Here is a 15,752-nt window from a genome sequence, read left to right on the forward strand (position 1 = left end):
GTTGAGGCCACCTTCAGGAAACGCTTACTTGTATAATCGGAGAAAGAGGCGACAGACTCGCCTCATGGCCGCAAAGAAAGCAACCAAAGGAAAGCGTTACACCGTCGAAGAGAAGCAATCCGTAGTAGACTTCGTGAATTCCTACAACGAAGCGAACGGTCGCGGTGGACTAACCGCTGCGGTGAAGAAGTTCGGCACTAGCGCGCTTACGATCTCCGCATGGGTGAAAAGAACCGGCGGTGCTTCGGTCGGCAACGGTCGCAAGGCGGCTAAGTCCGCTGCTGGAGGGCGAAGCGGAGTTTTGGCGGAGCTGTCGAAGCTCGATGGGGTGATCGCGGCCAAGCGTAAGGAACTGGACGCACTTGAAGCCAGATTCCAGAAGCTGAAGGCAAGCCTCTGAGTTAGGGCGTTACAGTCGCTAGGATACGGGGGACGGATGCTCCTAGCTTCCATACCCATGTCTAGGAGGCCTGAACTGACTCCGAAATACTGAGTCTATATAGCCTCGTCGGTCGTAGCCAGCTTCGCCAAGTAGTAGGCTGAAAGAACCTCACGTGAAATGATGGCGTACAGGCCCCCGAACTTGTCCTTCAGTTCGTGGCGTTCGCACACAAAGAGTGGCTTGAGATCTGCCAGGTTGCCCCGCGCGATGTGGAAAGCCTGAACCGTCTTGCTGTCGGTGATCAGGAAGAAATCACACTGGGTCCAGAGGCAATAACTCTTGGCCTGATTGTGGGCGTTCAGGATTTCCTCCCGCTTCTTGAGACGGTTTTCCTTCTTCGCTTCGACTGTGAGGAGAGGTTGATGTCGCAGTCCTTCGACCGACGAGTCGAACAGCGCGAAGTCGATGACGAGGGTCGTCCCCTTTGAGCCATGAGCAGCGGGAACCGGCATTCCATCAAATCGGTCGTCGTCCCCGTAACCCAACCGAGCGAGCAGCGGGACCACGAACTTGATTTCGACCTCCTTCTCGGTGCGAAGCTCGTATCCGGCGATCTTGTCGAACCATGGATCGTGTTTCCAAGGTGCGCCTGAGTTGCCCGGTTTGGGCTTTGGTGGCTTCACTTCCTTGCTGGCATCCGAGAGATAGATCCAGTCCTCCATCGTGATCTCCCAGTCTTCGCCAAACCGCACAATTGGCGGGTTGATCGATATCCCGCGGTCTGAAAAGGCGGTCGTGATTGCTGCGGTGTTAGAGTCCGAGCGCTTCACGTAGCCGAATCGGTCCAGCAACGTTCGGAGCTTCATCCTCCGGGAGCCACCCGACGAGGAAGCTACCGAGGCTTGGATTTTCTGTGCCGCTGCGACGACTTCGGGTGAGATCTCCATCAATTGAATTGGCTCGTGTTGGGAATGATCAATCGGCGGTCCCATTGAAAGTCCCGGGAATGGTGGCAGACCCGCCATTTACCTGGAACCGGCGAGCTTCCGGCCAGTAGTGAAGGCTTTGGTGGTAGTCCGTCGCCTCCGCGTGTTCGTTGAACTCAAGGAGGTTTCCAAGCTTGGATCTCAGGACTTCCCTGACTTCCGCAGGTGTCGCGAAGAAGAACTCTTTCCTGAGGTTAGCCTGATTGAGCCTCCGAGACGCGAAGTGCGCGTGAAGCTCGGCCTCCAGGGTCACTGCGTCTTCAGAGAAGAATAGGCAGTGAACATCGAAACGGAAAGGCACGGATGCATCCCCGAGTTCATCAACTCGCGTCAGAGGTTCAAGCCTGCGCGTCAGACCAATCTTAACCACATCGGCTCCAAAGGCACCTCGGTTGGAAATGATGTAGACGTAGCCCGCCCGAATGTTCGCAGCACGGTAGTCGTTGCTGGCGATGGCATCGTCGATCATCGCGAGCTTCTCTTCGAGCGCCCGATCGGTGCTCCCCTGAGTCTGGAGGGTCTGGAGGGCGTTCAAAATGTGATTCCGTTCCTTGTCCAGGCGCTCGCGCTCGGCTGCCAGTTCGGCGGCGACTTTCATTTCCTCCTTGAGGCGAGCCCGCTCCTCCTTGGCGGCCTCTCGCTCCTCCTGCTTCTTCATCAGGAAGTCCGCCGTCAGCTCGATTTCCCGGATGCGAAGGCCATGAAACACTTCGCTGATCCTCATTTCCATCATCTTGCCGAGCTTGGCGATGGCTTCTCGGGAACGTTCGAGTCGGTCCTTGGCGGTCACAACGTTGCCAGCGCGAAGGGACCGTACAGAGCTTTCCGCCTCCGCGTTGTAGGCACGGAGCATCAGCTTGCCGAGGTCGTCCGACATCTTCTTCCCCTTGGCGAGGGAGTTGTCGTAGGTGAACAGGTTCGACTTCTCGATGGCGTGCCCGAACTTCACGGCGAGAGCGATCTCAGCATCCAGTGCATTGAGGCGTCCCTGGTGGTCAGCGGCAGCTTCGAGAGGATGGTGATAGCGGTAGATACCGACCTCTTGAAGGATGGCGTCGTCATCGGTTGCGACGGCTCCCCCGGCTCCGGCTGAAATCATCTCAATCCGCTGCCTCAGCTCCGCGTTCTCCGCCTCCAGAAACGCGACCCGATCTATCGGCGGGCTTTCAGCGATACAGGCTCCGGTAGTGGACATGGCTGGAGCCGACGACGGGGAAGAGCCAGATGACGGTAGGGGCGGAGGAGTAGCCGAGACCTCCGTGGGTATCCAAAGCTGCCAGTTCTCAGGCGGAGCTGGCCAAGAGGGATCTGGAGTCCACCCGCGCGGAGGAACCCAGCCCGTAGGAGGCTTCGGCCAGCCGGGGGGTGGGTTGAAGATGAGTTCGCTGCTCATGACTTCCGAACGCCTGAGGTGTTGGCCGGGTTCAACCCATAGGGATTCTTTGAAACAGAAGCCCCGAAGTGGGCAAGCGTGGCCGACGGCTGAATTTTCCCAAGGTCGATCTTCATGAAGGCCTCGCGCGAAACCGCCAATGCCACGAGGGGAACGAAGGAAGAGCGGCCAGTCGCCGGATCGATCCCATGAGTCCCCACCTCAACGGAGATGGTGGAGATCAGCCCCCGGCGATCCGCCTCGAATACCTCGTGAGGCACTCGCAGTGCCACCTGATGAACCGCGCTCGCGTAGCGGTCCTTGCACGCCTTTGCGCTGAAAGGGATTTCGGCGATCTCATCGGAGGCCTTGACGTACTTGTATCCCTTGACCGTCGGAAATTGGTCGGGCGCAATCACCGCTACTGCCAAGCGCAGCTCCGCAGTAGCGGGGTCAAATGAGTAATCGTGGCTAATCGGGAAGTGCTCGGGATATACCGCATTCGATAGCACGATCCCGATGTATTCCTCAACGGCATCCGGTATTCCGTAGCCGAGGTTGGCAATCAGCTCGTCCACTTCGCGGTTTCGCACGCTAGCTTCCTCCTCCCTGCGGGCACAATCGGCAGCATATCGGGATTCCTCCTGCGCGAGCATCGTCCTCCTCGCGCGCTCCCTCTCCTCGTAGGCGGCTGCCTCGGCGAGTCTCCGTTGTTCGTTCTTGGTGTTGTCTGAGTGCCACCGAGCAAGCTCCTCTTCGTGCCTTTTGGCTGCCGCTGCTTTGGCCTTCTCGTGCTGGCCCTTTGACAGGAACGAGAGCAGTCCGCGCGGGGCTGGCGGCTCCGCATATTCGGGTTTGGCAGAGTCAACGATTGGAAGCGGAGGACGAGACGGGGTCAACAGGTCCTGCCGGTCGGACGGAGGGTGATCCGCCTCCACGCGAAGGGTGTTCAAGTCCACGAAGTCGTCCACCCCAAGTGTGGCTTCCAAGATACCCTCCAGCTCCTCCTCCATGCCCGCCAACTTCAGGTTGCGGCATTCAACTTCCGCTGCCATTGACGCCTCGTGGAAGTCCCGAGCTTCCTTCTCCAGCCGCTTCCTTTCCGCAGCGGAGGCCTTCTGAGCCCGAGCGTAGGCCTGCTGTTGCCGCTTCTCTGCCGCTTCGGCTTCGCGCACTGCCGCCGCATAGGCCCGCTGGGATGCCTTGCGCTGGCGCTCATTTTCCCGGGCGATCTGCTTCGCCGCCCTATGAATCCCTGTCAGAAAGCCTCTTCGACCCATATTCTTGAATCTTGGTTGTAGCCGCTAGTTTATCTAACCACCGCGACTTATGGAAAGACGAACTTTTGTCGGTAGTCCGCCGTCTCACCTAATCCCCCTCACTGCCAAATCTTGACGCCCGTGTTTGACTCTCGGGGTGACACCCCGCTCGTTGGAACTCCCGTTCCTCCTCTCCGTAATCCGGCGACAAGCCGACCGTCCATGCTCGTTCAGCCGGAGCGAGACGGGCCTGGACGAGTTCGCGCGGATCACCCATCGAGTCGCTCGACTGGATCACTGGGAGCTGCGGAACGTTGCCTCGGAACTCGACCGACTGCTCGTCGAGGGCTTCTACTGTGAGCTTTGCAGGTGGAAAATCTGCCTCGTCGCGACCGTCTGGTATTCCGAGAAGCTTCCGCTCGTCGCTCGGGGCTTCCGCAGCTTGGTTCCTTCCCGCTCGCAGCTCCGGGCTGCCGGGCGAGACCTGGAGGCCGAAGTTGAAGCCGCTATTCACCTATACCGTCGCCTCGGATGACGCCAGGAGATCCGATTATTGTGATGTTCGGCAAACAGGAGGTACTCCGTTGCAGGCCCGGAGCTTTTCTCCAGAAGTTCGGCGAGCCCGTTCTCCCCTCCGGTCCGGCACTCGCCCGGCTCTTCGGGCGCTTCAGCTTCTTTGTCGATGGCTTCAACGACCGCCCAGAAGAAGTCTATGCAATCCCGGAGGTCCGGCGCTTCTACCGGACGCTGCTTCGTCGATGGCCCGCCTGGTTCTACTTCGCGGATCTCCGAACTGAGAGCCTGCTGATGATGACCGCGTGCGTGATGGACGACTTCGATGCAGTCGCCCGTCACGGGCACTCACGGACGACGCTTGCACTGGAGCCGACCTTGCTCTTGAAGTTCATAAGCCGTGGATTCGAACCGATGAACCGGATGTTCGAGCGGGCGGGCGCAAGCGAGGAGGACATCTACCGGAGGACGGTCGAGATCTTCCGCTACTACGGGCTGCCGAGCGGAAGTGAGTCCTCGTCATGTGGTGATCGGTCTTCTGGGTGAAAGCTTCTCCCATTGGGACCGCGCGGTCGCGCCGAACGAATCTGCTGCACCCAATCTAGCTCTTGGCCTCTCGCTTCAAGGCGAACCCGGATGAGGGGTCGTCGATTGCAGAGAAGCACTCGCGCCCGTTCCATTGATGATGAACAGCGAGTATCCAAGCATTGGCGGCAGGCACCTCTTTGCGAACTGCGTTGAATGCGGCCCTTACCGCTTCCTCCTCGCCGAAGTATCCAAAAAGGCGATCACCAGGTAGGAGTAGCACGCCTGGCTCAAGTTTGGCGATTGAGGGCTTACCAAACTTTTTCTTCGCGGCATCGACGATTGAATGGTGCACCGTCTCCATCGCGTCGGTAAAAGATTCCCAAATATCCACCCCTCCTGGCCCATACATCCAGTCTCTTGCCTCCGCCGCGCTCCGCGGCTTTTGAGAGATCGGAACGTCGTAACGACCTTGGTTCCCTCCAACTTTTCGGTGAAGATCGTCTGACTGCTTCACGTGGGCGGGGGTGATGGAGCAGACCTCGATGGGAATATCGTGATTGCTGAAGTGGCCGATTGCATCCGGGGGATCGTCGGGGTTGCTTAGGTGGCTGACGCCATTGAGTTGCCCGAGCTTTGATTGAAAGTGATGTATCCAGATCGAAAGAAACTGAAAGACATTCACAGCCTCCTCCCATCCCTTCTGGTCCAGCGCCTTTCGGGCCTCCTCAATCAAGGCTGAGATGTCTGAGTTGGAGCCCCAATCGAATCGGCGAATCACAGAAGCATTGTAGCGAAACCTCCGGCCGCCGTCCACCACCTACCGACGGTTACCTATCCACATGGAAGCGCACGTCATGAACCGATCATCGAGATCCGAGGCCAGCGGCTTGGAGCTGGTGTTCGCGATCGCCGGAACCCCCGCCAAGCAGTGGGCGCTCGTGACGGCGTCGCTACCACGGATGACGGCCGACGAGGACCGACGTGCGAATGCAACCCTTCGTCAGGAACTTCGGACGGCTGGGCTCGACTACTGGTTGGTCTTCGCGGAATGGAAGGAGACCCCGGGAGACTGGAAGCGCTTCGCCTTCGTCGATGGCACGGGACACTCCGAATTCCAGGCCTTCGTTTGTTCGATTCTCAGGCGGCACCGACAGCCCGCCGCGCTCGTCGCCGCGGACGGGCAAGCGTCGGTCATCAATGGAAACGGTGCGGCAACCAAACTCGGGGCGCTCGACATCCAGTCGGCGGTCGCGGCCTACGGTCGCGCGCTTGGTGGAACCGGCAACCTGAAGCTGGTTCGTGCATTCGTTCCGGTCGGGTTGTTTGGGACGACCGTCAGGAGACGGTGAGCTACTTGTTGCCCAGAGTCGCGTCCATCAGGGCCTTGGTGAACGCGTAGGCGTTCGGCGACGTGCTTGCACGCGATCCCGCGACGTTCAGCACCATCGGGTCGTGCTTCTCCAGCCACGTCCGGACTTCCGCAATCTGCGCTTCGGTCGGCTGGTCCAATCCAGCTGCAAAGACCGTGAGCACAGGCTTTTGCTTCTTCTCGGCGTGTGTGACCGTCAGCTTGGATCCACGGGTAAGTTTCGATTCTCCGACGATCACGAGCGTCGCGTTCGAAGTTTCGACGTTCAGCTTAGTCCGTTCTGGGTATTGGTCTGTCTTTGTTTCGAGTAGCGCGTAGGAGGTCGGGATCGGGCCGTCCTCGGCCAACCGTCCCTTAGGACAGTAGCCACCGTGAAGCACTCTGTTAGCCATAGCCCAGTCGAGAGCTGCCCTGTCTGCGCCCGTTTGTCCGCCGCTGATAATTTTGCGAAGTGTCATTTTGGACGATCATTACAACATGGCTGTCAAATCGGCTACAAGTTCGAGCTGCCGCTGGCACGGGGCGGGCGAGGCTACGAAGAGGAGGGCCTCTTTCGTAGGCTGGAAGGCCCGGGAAGCCCCGTGGCGCGGGCGCTCCGTACAAGTTCTTCTGGGGTATATCAGGGGCGCAGGGCTACGGAGCAAGCCCCCCCGCAGGGGTGGTGGCGGCCTTCCGCGCCTTCGCAAAATATCGAGAAACCGTCCTCATGGTGATGCCCAGTTCTCTTGCGATGAAAGCTCGTTGATGCCCCTGGGATTTGAAGTCCACAACCGCAGCCAGTCGTTCACGCTCTTGAACCGCACGAACCTGCATGGGGCTAACCAACTTTCGTCCCAACTTCGATCTAAACTCTGTCGCGGCTTCAGAGGTTTGAGTGTAGGTGTAGCCCAAATAGGTCGTACCCGCCCGCTTTAGCCGTCCGTAACCAACAGCACGGTGAAATGCCACCGACATCAGTGAAGGTCTGAACTTACGTCCACCACGCATCTCCCAGCAATGTCGCGCCTCTGCCGGGGTCCTTGGGGTCGAAAAGAAGCCTTCGGCAAGCAGCACGTACAATGCGGTCGCGGCACTAGCGTTTTCGTTGTTCAAAGAGGGACTGACGATGGTCGTGCTATTTGTCGGGGCTGGCGCTTGGTTCATTGGCCCTCATTTTACGCACAAGTGTCAATGGGTCGCGGCGTTGAGTTGCGAGCTTCTAAACAGGCACGTTCAGGCCGCTTTCGAGGCCTTCCCGAGCCACCGGGAAACCGTGGCCGCCGACACGCCAAGCTGTCGAGCTACAGCAGCCTGCGAGAGGCCTTCCTTTGCCAGCTCCAGGGCCTTCGCCCGCTTTGTCCCGGCCTCGGTATTCGAGGCCACGGGAAGGGCCTTCGGAGCCAAAGGAAGCACCTTCGACTGTGGCTGGCGCTTGGCTGGAGCTGCCGGTGGCTCCGGGCCGAGCTGGCGAAGGAGCGACTCGAACGCCAAAAACAACAGGATCGGAGGAGCCGCCGCTATGGCGGACGGAACCAGCCCCTTCTCGGCGTGGGCGACGTTGAAACAGACCGAGCAGAGGCTGATCGCAACCACCAACGAGAAATGCCAACGGCGATCTCGCTCGGCACCGACCGCCGACGCCCGGAACGCACTCAACGAAAATATGATCGCAGCTCCGTCAACCAGGATCGGGAAGAGCCACGCAGACTGCGGTGGCAACGCACCGGTGCGGACGGCGAGATCTCGAAGCGCCCCAAACGACAACGCGAATGACGCAATGCCAAGCAACGCAACCAGAATCGCGGTGAGGCGACCGACAATATCGACCGTTCGAAGTTTGGACGGGACAGCTGCGGGCGTGGTTTCCAGTGAGTCTCTCATCTACCCACGAGTAAATCATGGGGTACAAGCCCCTTGGGGCACCACCGGGCAGAGTAGCTAAGCCGACAGGGAACTCCCCTGCCGGCCCAGTAATAGGACGTTCAAGCAGACTGTTCGAGCGCCTTCCAAAGCGTAAGCTGTCGCGGATCGGCACCAGCAAGTTGCGCGTGAAGGTCATTGTCGAACTCGAACGGGTCTTTGCCCGCCACCATCAGTTCATCGGGATCGAAGGTCGGGAACCTCGACTTTAGCTTTGCGATGGCGGCCTTAACCTCGGACGTTGGCCGAAGGCACCCTTCGATGATCTGCTTGCGCACGGCGTTCTCGACGTCCGCAACGCTGGTCTTGAAGCCGAGTTCGGTTAGGACTGCTGCAAGCTTGCCGTTGGAAAGAACACGATCCATGCCCAGCCGGCTGCGCACGTAGCCGCGGAGGAACATCCGCTTCAGAACTTCCGCGCCAGACTTCCCGGACGTCGGCTTGGAAAGGCCGACTGCCCGGCTGACCGCCAGGTAGCTCTGGAAATCCGCGAGGTCCTGTTCGGTCTTCAGGAAAGTGCCGCGGGACTTGCAGAAGTTGGACCATTCCTTGCGCAGGAGCTGGTAGGCTTCCGAGGATGGCAACGGGACGGTTGAGAAAAACAGGTGGTCCCTTCCAATGATCGGCCGGGAGCCGGAAACACCCGACGGCCAGCGCTTCCAGTCGAAGTCCATGCGGGTAGTGATGAACTGGAGCTTCATGTTGAAGTCTTTCATGCCCTGCGCTTCGTAGATCTCGCGCAGCGGTCGCCCGCGGACGACCTTGTCTCCTGGTTCATCCGGATCCCGGTCGATGAACTTCTCCACGATGAACTGGTTCGGGTCGCTGGCATCGCGAGGCACCGAGATTCCGGCCTTTGCGAGAAGGACACCCGCGATCTCTTCGGACTCCCCCTCCTGAAGGGTAGCTTGGCCGCGGGTCCGCCAAGCCAGAACCTGTCGCACCTGGTGCTTGAGCTTCAGGATCGCCTTACAGCCCGGTTCAAAGCGACGGCGGAACTCCAGGAGGAACGTACAGAGCGGTCCTTCAGTTGCAGCCAGTACTACCTCGGGCGGCGCGTTGGTGATGAACCCATCGGTGGTGGCCGACACCACATGATACTCGCCCGGAATCGCGCTCAGAATCTCGGTCAACGCCGCGCGAATCAGGCCGGTGACGTGGTTCGCCATGAACGGATTGGTGATTCTCGACGGTGGGATCTCGTTCATCGTCGCCGACCGGGTGTTGAACACCCGGCGACCACGCAGCCCCTGCGATAGCTTCCCGTAGGCGGAGTTCCCGATGGTCTTGATCATCTTCTCGGGTGCCGAATCCGGACCAAGCTCCTTTTCAAGAGCCGTCCGGCGTTCGGTCACCAACTCCGAGAGAAGTGCGAACGGCCGGCCATCCTTCATCGGAATGATGTAGGCGATGTCGTTGATGATCCGCATCCGCGCCCCGAGCCGGAGTGCCAGTTCGATTTCGGGAGCGGTTGCGAACGACTCCCCCTGGAGCGGGAAGATCAGCGAGTTCTCGGCGCGGCAAGGCAGGCACGGAAAGCGCGTGTCCTCCGGGAACGAGAAGCGCACGAGAGCAGCGCCATAGGTGTCAGGACCGAACTCGTGGAGCGACCGGGGTTTTCGAATGTTCTCCCAATCTGGCACCCCAAGTGTGCTGAGGGCCGTGACGTATGCACCGACCAGGTCCCAGTCATACCAGTCGTCTTCCGAGGTCGCACCGAAGAAGTAGGTCTCGTTGCGGCCACCGTGAAATGCGCTGCACGCGTCGTCCTCGAACGATTGACGTTCCTGGCGCAGGCGTTCCTGCTTCTTGCCCATCTCATCCTTGAACGTCTCAAGGCCCAATACATCGAGGCGATCAATTCTGTTCTTCTCCCACAGAGTCAGGACGAGGTTGGTCGCGATACTACCCAGTGTGATCGGTGGACTTTCGGTTCCCAGAAGGTCGTTGGCGATCGAGGTCGCGAAGATCAGCCACTTGGCCGCGATCCGTGCGTCGGCCAGACCATACTCGCGAAACAGTTCCGGATCTTCCTCGGAGAACTTTCGCATGTTCTCGATGGCTCCATCCGGTATCTCGACCTTCCTGTCGCCAAGCATGGCCCCCAGCGCTTCAAGCTTGCGCTCATCCGGAGCGAGCAACGTCGTGTCAAATAGGCTGAGTTCGATCTCCCGCTTGTTGTTGTTCCGGTCCCAGAAGTAGAAGCAAAAGGGTTCCTGAACGGTCGCGTAGGTCTTCCGGATGCCGTCGAAAACCGTCTTCAGGGCGTCGAAGTTCCGCAGGGCAGTGAGGTCCGCAAGGCTCCAGTGAATTGCGAGATGGACCTTCTCCGGCCAGATGCGGAAAGTCCGATTCTGCATTCCGTTGGAGAGGACGTCCTTGATGAGGTCTTCGAGGGTCATGCGCTCGCCGGGCTGCATCAGTCGGAACCAATCGTAGCTACCACCCGGCGCTATCACGTGCGCTTGGTAGGAGACCACGTCGTTCTTGCGAGGAACCACCGTCTTCTTCTCTGGCGTCTTCCGGCTCTTGACTGGCTCCTTGGACAAGCGGAGGTTCTTGAGTGCAGCCTTCTTTTCGGCCTGCCAACCGAGCTTCCCGCGTTCTCGCTTGGACAGTCCAACTTCAAGCGCGGCGGCGACGTATTCCGAGTCCAAGCCGATGATCACGGTATTCGATTGGGCATAGAGCGGGGTCAATTGAAGTTCCATAGGCCGCCATCGTGCCGGAGCACCGATAAGTGGTCTGCTGGGCCATCCTCAGGGGTAAGCGGGCATTCCACACGTTGCCCTGTTAGAGGCCACTACAACGTACTCACGCGGGCCGCCAATTTGCTTCAAGCTTGACAGCTTGTTATGATGGGCGGCAGAATGCGAAACACGTCTAACACCAGGCCTCAAAATTCCGCTCCGAATTCGAAGAGCGAGACCCCTGCTCCGCTGCTCCCAATCGCACTCCTAACCTACTCACCTTACGAGTTGGTCGCAGGCAAGGTGCTTTCGAATCACGTGACCGACGGAAGCGCGGACCCGTTGCTCAGCTTCGATGCCACTGAGATCACGCGAATGGAAGCTCGCTGGCGTCTGAAGTCCACGGCCTTTACCTCTGCGCTCGTGGGACTCCTTGGAGAACTCACTGGCAACGGCCTTACTATGGAGGATTTCCAGGACCCTGACGTCCGCGCGAGACTGGATCAATCTCTGGTTCCCTACCAAGTTGGCATGTCCGGGTTCCTGGACTTCGACGAACTGCTTGGCGAATGTTGGGACGAAGCCGCCGAGCTTGCCCGCGAATTCCATGCCCGCAGTCCGATGGTCCAGATCGTGAAAAAGGCAGCCGGGAGCAAGGACGGCTCCATCGCCTCTATCCTCAACCGCTACGGCCTCGGTGGAGTAGGCAAGGGACCGGTCAAAGCATCGGCGATTGTCCTCCGGCCACTAGTGATCAGAGCCATCGATGCGGCTCGCGTGCTTCGCGACAAAGATCCGGAAAAAATGACCCCCGAGGTCAATCGCCTGTTAGACGCTCTGGTTGATCTGGACCGCAAGATCCTTCCCACCCGTGATTTTGAAAAGATGGCTTCCGAGTGGAAGGAGGCCGATTTACAGGACATTCACGAAAGCTTTGGAGCAGCCTTTCTCGCTAGTGTCGCGGGCTCTGGAGACCTGGCGGACCTAACCGAGAAAACCGGCGGTTGGGGCGAAACAGTTGCAAGTTTACTTCCGCCCCAAATCGAAAAGATCTGCGATCTAGATTACGAAGCCGATGTCGTAAAGGAAGGTGTGAAGCGAATCGTCGATGCCGACGGCGCTGAGGCGCTCCGCGAAGCCAAGGAAGGCCGGGAAGCAAAAGCCAGCGGTTCGGGCTCATGGGCGCGAGCCGCGATTGAACGATCCACCGCCAAAGCCAAGGAAAGGTTCATGGAACTTCAAAAGGAGGGCATCCTCCGGAAAGGTCGCGATAAAGCCAACGCACTCAATTCTGGCACCTACTCGAAGGACCAGGAACATACCTTCACCTTCCAGAAGGAAGACTACCGCAAGATCATCGCGAGGGTCGAAAAGGAATTTCGAGACGAACTGCGCGAGCCACGGGAACCGGAGCCTGCAATTGTCGATACGAAGCAAACTACCACCGACAAGAAACCAAAGTGGGTTAGCCGCGGAAAGCGTGCATCCACTAACGAAGGCTATGATCCCGCCCTCATTGACTGGGTAAAAATCCTGGACGACGAGATCCAACGGACCAGCCGCGTGGGCGTCCGGCGCGACTTCACGAAGTTCCGCGAGCTGATCATGGATTTGGTCTTCCTGCTTGCCGACTCCTCCTTTGCCTCGATCGGATCCGCCTCTTATGGGGTTCAGAGTCGCTTTTCGCAGCCGCGGTATCGCCGCTTCGGTCCAGTTCTGACGAGCCTCGGAGACACCATGCGACAGGTCCGCGACGGCACGCTCTTACGTGCGGGCAAGTTGCTGCCCAAATATTCGCCCTGTAACAACCTATTGATGCTGGACGCGATTCGCCGCAGCTGGACCGACCGCCAGCTTGAACTTGAGCACTCGCAGTTCATGAACGACGGAAAGCTGCGGAATCCCCAACTGGTAACGAGCATGGCCCAATAGTCCGAAACCGACATGGCGGGCAAAGTTCTTCCCATGCCGTTCGGAGGAACTTGTGCCCCATGTTTTCCTGGAAGTTTGACGCAGCCAGCGCCGAACCAACCAACACTTCAACCCGCACGATTGCGCGCATGCACCTTCGTGCGGGTCTCTACGTCGGAACAGGCCGAAGACGGGCGCGCCGGCCTGCTCCGTCAGCGCGAGGAAGTGGCCCGTGTGATCCAGTCGAAGGGTTATGCGTTGGCCCACCAGATCGAGTTGGTGGACGTGAGCGGCACCGCCACGTTGTTCGCTCCGGAGGTTCAAGATCTCCTGGTTCGGATCGAGCGTAAGGAATTGGACGTTGTCGTTACGTCCGAGATGTCGCGACTGCTTCGCCCAGACGACCTCTCCAGCTTCTCGCTCCTGGAGACATGCAAGCAGAACGGCGTCATCATCGATGTCGGTGGGTCCGCGCAGGATCTCAATAGCCCAGAAGGCTTCGTCCTGAGCGGGATCCTGGCGCTGATGTCCGGGAGCGAGAGAATGACCATGCGGAAGCGCCTCGAAGCCTCTCGCGAGGCCAAGAGAGCAGCCGGCCTTTGTCCCAGTCCTAAAATCACCCTGCCCCTCGGCGTGGAGTTCCTGAGAGGGAACGAGAACAGGTGGATTTACACGTCTGACGTTGCGCCAGTCATTGAGGCGTTCCGAATCGTGGATGAGGAGGGCGTCAGGAACCTAACCGAAATTGGGCGGAGAACCGGCCTGCATCCCCGGAACGTCCGCTACCTTCTGGCCAACACGATCTACAAAGGAATCCGTTCGATCACCAAGATGCGGTCGAGTGAGAAGGCCATCGGGCCCACGGGCCGTCAAAAAGACAGGAAAAAAATCGAGCGGCCTGAACATCGTTGTCTCTTTGTTCGAGTGTTCAGGTCCGAGGATCAAGCCGTCTCCGACGAGAGGTTCGATCGCGTTCAACGGGTCTTGGAGTCGATTCGTGAGTCGCACACGGTCGTCGTTCACGAACGGCATCGCGGGTCGATGTTGACGGGCGTTGGGTTCTGCGGTCTGTGTTCGCTCAGGCTGGCCGGGAAGACCCGAAGTCGGTATTTGGCCGATGGGTCGAAGAGTTCGGGGCACTACGTTTGCAGTAGTCAGCTCGGCGTTTTGAAGAACCCGGTGCCGAGGTGCAGCAATTCGTGGGTGGCCAAGGAACATCTCGATGCCTTGGCCTCGAAGTTCCTGGAATGCTGCCTGGACGATCCGGAGTTCACCTCCTCCATCCTGAACTTCGCACGGGAGAAACAGTCGAACATCGTAGGTTTCTCCATAGAGGAAGCGACTAAAGCCAAGCTCGACGACCTTTCGCGACGGGACGCGCGCATCATGGCGGCGATTGAATCCGGGGCTATGGACGTCCATGAAGCGAAGCAGGCAAGGCTGAGACTTCAGACCCAACGTCAGGCCTTGCTTGCCACAATTGAGCGGACGACAGCCCCTGATCCGGGACAGGTGGAGCTTCAGGGGATCGCCGGCAAGATCGCCAACGGGAAGGCAGCGTGGCTGAAGCTCGTGACTCCACGGGAGAAGAAGGAATTCGTCGCGAAGCTCTTTAGCGAGCTGTACTTCAGAGATCAGGAACTCACCGCATTCCGACTCGCGCCCGGATTGGTCGGTGGTGGGGTCTGGAAGTTTGCCTCCGATATGCCGGTGATCCTGGAGACGCCCTTCCGAATCACCGATCCCGACCCTGAGGTTCCGGAAGGTATGCGTCGCTGCCCGACCTGCAAGGAGATCAAGGAGTTTCCGGCGCAGTTCTATGGTGACCGTCCTCGGTGTAGGAAATGCGCCAGAGCAGCCTGCAAAGCCCGGCACGAACGGAAACGCCGGGAGGCTGGCAAATAGCGGTCGAACCGACCAAATCCAGGAAAGTTCGCGTGTGCGGATCCCCGGCTCTTTTTCGAGTGTCAGGCTATAGACGACCTGGCTTCTTCGACTTGACTGCCGTGGCGCGTGTTAATAATCGCGAGCCTCGACGCGACGGCGAACGGACCCACCATTACTAGGGTTGTAGTAATCGGAGGCTTGATCTGCTCAAGCTCAGGATCGCGCATTTACGCGAACTCCTGTGCGAATGCGATAGATCGCCCACCTCGGCGGATCTTACGCCGCGAGCCCGAGCCTCCGCAGCAGCAAGAATGTGTTTCGGATGTGCCAGCGTCCTCCGCCAGGCGAGGCGACCTCTCGCTCGTTCAGGGCGTCTCGAAGGCCGCGGACGGTAGCGAAGCCAGAGGAGCGGAGGTCCGCCACGAGTTTCCGGTAGTCCTCGGCCCGTTCCGTGGCCTGCTGTTTGTGCTTAGCAGCAAGCACCCGGCCAGTGGCCCCAATATCAATTCCGAGATTTTTCGCAGCCAAAAGTGCGCTTTTTGTCCTTTCTGAAATTAGCCGGGCCTCCTCCTCGGCGACAGCACTATAGATATGCAAGACGAAGCGATTTGCCAAAGGCATATCACATGCTGAGAAGGAGACGCCACTATCCATCAGCGTGCTGATGATCCTGACGCTACGCGCCAGACGGTCGAGCTTCGCGATCACGAGGTGAGCCTTGCGCTTCCGGCACACCTCCAGAGCTTCCATGAGCTTGGGCCGATTTGCCTTCCTCCCGCTTTCGATCTCGGTCAACTCCAGGATCACCTCCCCCGGTTTGTTAGCCAAGAACCCAGCTACCGTTGCTCGCTGCCCTGCGACCCCTAGGCCCGAGCGCCCCTGTTCGTCGGTAGAGCACCTGTAGTAGCAAACCCACTTTGACGGTTGTTCGGAGTTCATCAGCGGAAATCAAAACA

Annotated in this window: 13 protein-coding genes; 5 read left to right on the forward strand and 8 right to left on the reverse strand. The window is 59.2% G+C overall.

Annotation, left to right across the window (positions count from 1 at the left end; translation table 11 throughout):
• Window positions 1-64 precede the first annotated feature (64 nt).
• Window positions 65-400, forward strand: a complete 336-nt coding sequence (locus WKV53_RS27590) for a hypothetical protein (protein ID WP_341408077.1) — start codon at window positions 65-67, stop codon at window positions 398-400.
• A gap of 95 nt (window positions 401-495) precedes the next feature.
• Here WKV53_RS27590 and WKV53_RS27595 read toward each other — a convergent pair whose 3' ends face one another.
• The 3 genes from WKV53_RS27595 to WKV53_RS27605 form a co-directional block, all read right to left on the reverse strand.
• The gene (locus tag WKV53_RS27595; protein WP_341408078.1) at window positions 496-1,248 is read right to left on the reverse strand and encodes a hypothetical protein; all 753 of its coding nucleotides are present in this window, start codon (window positions 1,246-1,248) and stop codon (window positions 496-498) included.
• A 109-nt stretch (window positions 1,249-1,357) separates the two neighbouring features.
• Window positions 1,358-2,761 (reverse strand): SNIPE associated domain-containing protein, encoded by a 1,404-nt coding sequence (locus tag WKV53_RS27600; protein WP_375341842.1) that lies wholly within the window; start codon window positions 2,759-2,761, stop codon window positions 1,358-1,360.
• Window positions 2,758-4,020, reverse strand: a complete 1,263-nt coding sequence (locus tag WKV53_RS27605; protein ID WP_341408080.1) for a hypothetical protein — start codon at window positions 4,018-4,020, stop codon at window positions 2,758-2,760. Before WKV53_RS27605 ends, WKV53_RS27600 begins: the two co-directional genes overlap by 4 nt.
• Before the next feature lie 510 nt (window positions 4,021-4,530).
• Here WKV53_RS27605 and WKV53_RS27610 point away from each other — a divergent pair.
• Window positions 4,531-5,058, forward strand: coding sequence for a hypothetical protein (locus WKV53_RS27610; protein ID WP_341408081.1), 528 nt, complete (start codon window positions 4,531-4,533; stop codon window positions 5,056-5,058).
• Window positions 5,059-5,113: 55 nt separating this feature from the next.
• On the opposite strand, the gene WKV53_RS27615 is transcribed toward WKV53_RS27610, so the two are convergent.
• Window positions 5,114-5,818, reverse strand: a complete 705-nt coding sequence (locus WKV53_RS27615; RefSeq protein ID WP_341408082.1) for a hypothetical protein — start codon at window positions 5,816-5,818, stop codon at window positions 5,114-5,116.
• Between the two features lie 76 nt (window positions 5,819-5,894).
• On the opposite strand from WKV53_RS27615, the gene WKV53_RS27620 reads away from it, so the two are divergent.
• Entirely contained in the window at window positions 5,895-6,389 is a 495-nt protein-coding gene (locus tag WKV53_RS27620; RefSeq protein ID WP_341408083.1) for a hypothetical protein, read from the forward strand.
• Window position 6,390: 1 nt separating this feature from the next.
• On the opposite strand, the gene WKV53_RS27625 is transcribed toward WKV53_RS27620, so the two are convergent.
• The 3 genes from WKV53_RS27625 to WKV53_RS27635 form a co-directional block, all read right to left on the reverse strand.
• Window positions 6,391-6,867, reverse strand: coding sequence for a putative molybdenum carrier protein (locus WKV53_RS27625; protein WP_341408084.1), 477 nt, complete (start codon window positions 6,865-6,867; stop codon window positions 6,391-6,393).
• 754 nt (window positions 6,868-7,621) lie between these two features.
• Complete coding sequence (locus WKV53_RS27630; protein WP_341408085.1) at window positions 7,622-8,269, reverse strand: DUF2637 domain-containing protein; 648 nt, start codon at window positions 8,267-8,269, stop codon at window positions 7,622-7,624.
• A 101-nt stretch (window positions 8,270-8,370) separates the two neighbouring features.
• The gene (locus tag WKV53_RS27635) at window positions 8,371-11,019 is read right to left on the reverse strand and encodes a hypothetical protein (RefSeq protein WP_341408086.1); all 2,649 of its coding nucleotides are present in this window, start codon (window positions 11,017-11,019) and stop codon (window positions 8,371-8,373) included.
• 297 nt (window positions 11,020-11,316) lie between these two features.
• On the opposite strand from WKV53_RS27635, the gene WKV53_RS27640 reads away from it, so the two are divergent.
• Window positions 11,317-12,930, forward strand: a complete 1,614-nt coding sequence (locus WKV53_RS27640; protein WP_341408087.1) for a hypothetical protein — start codon at window positions 11,317-11,319, stop codon at window positions 12,928-12,930.
• Between the two features lie 138 nt (window positions 12,931-13,068).
• Complete coding sequence (locus WKV53_RS27645; protein WP_341408088.1) at window positions 13,069-14,814, forward strand: recombinase family protein; 1,746 nt, start codon at window positions 13,069-13,071, stop codon at window positions 14,812-14,814.
• Window positions 14,815-15,072: 258 nt separating this feature from the next.
• Here the strand turns inward: WKV53_RS27645 and WKV53_RS27650 are convergent, their stop codons facing one another.
• Window positions 15,073-15,735 carry a recombinase family protein gene (locus tag WKV53_RS27650; protein WP_341408089.1) on the reverse strand — a complete coding sequence of 221 codons (663 nt, stop codon included), beginning with the start codon at window positions 15,733-15,735 and terminating at the stop codon, window positions 15,073-15,075.
• Between the last annotated feature and the right edge of the window lie 17 nt (window positions 15,736-15,752).

It is taken from the genome of Luteolibacter sp. Y139 (genome assembly GCF_038066715.1).
Taxonomy (GTDB): domain Bacteria; phylum Verrucomicrobiota; class Verrucomicrobiia; order Verrucomicrobiales; family Akkermansiaceae; genus Haloferula; species Haloferula soli.